This window comes from Pseudomonas sp. EA_5y_Pfl2_R50 (genome assembly GCF_963970475.1).
Lineage (GTDB): Bacteria > Pseudomonadota > Gammaproteobacteria > Pseudomonadales > Pseudomonadaceae > Aquipseudomonas.
The window spans coordinates 1-464 of sequence record NZ_CAXAPT010000157.1 but is presented as its reverse complement, the minus strand read 5'-3'; the positions used below and the strand labels follow the sequence as shown (position 1 = coordinate 464).

1 protein-coding gene is annotated in these 464 nt (G+C 62.1%); it reads left to right on the top strand.

Annotated features, from left to right (window positions below):
- Positions 1-172: 172 nt before the first annotated feature.
- Positions 173-464: IS66 family insertion sequence element accessory protein TnpB (gene tnpB, locus AACY19_RS27215; protein WP_339454593.1), on the top strand; the 292-nt coding region annotated here is incomplete at its 3' end.

Genomic DNA, 464 nt, shown 5'->3' with positions numbered 1-464 from the left:
CGTTCGTGCCCTTGGTGTCGGAATTGGCGCTACCGGCGACTGCGGAGGCCTCCGTATCACCGGAAACATCCACTGTTACGGTTGAGTTCCTGGGTGCACGGGTGGAGGTACGCGGGACGCCTGGCCTTGCTGTGTTGAGTGATGTGTTCTTGGCGCTCCGGCGGACACGTTCATGCTGACGCCACCCGCGAGCCTCATGATTTACGTGGCGACGCAACCTGTGGACTTCAGAAAGGGCGCGGATGGCTTGGCGCTCTTGGCGAAGGAGACGCTGGGCCATGACCCGATGAAGGGTGTGGCGGTGGTCTTCCGTGCAAAGCGCGCGGATCGGGTGAAGATTGTCGTCTGGGATGGCAGCGGCCTTGTGATGTACTGGAAGCGGCTCGATGGCAGCGGCTTCAAATGGCCTCCCATCGTGGCCGGCGTAATGCGGATGAATACCGCGCAGCTGTTGGCGCTTCTGG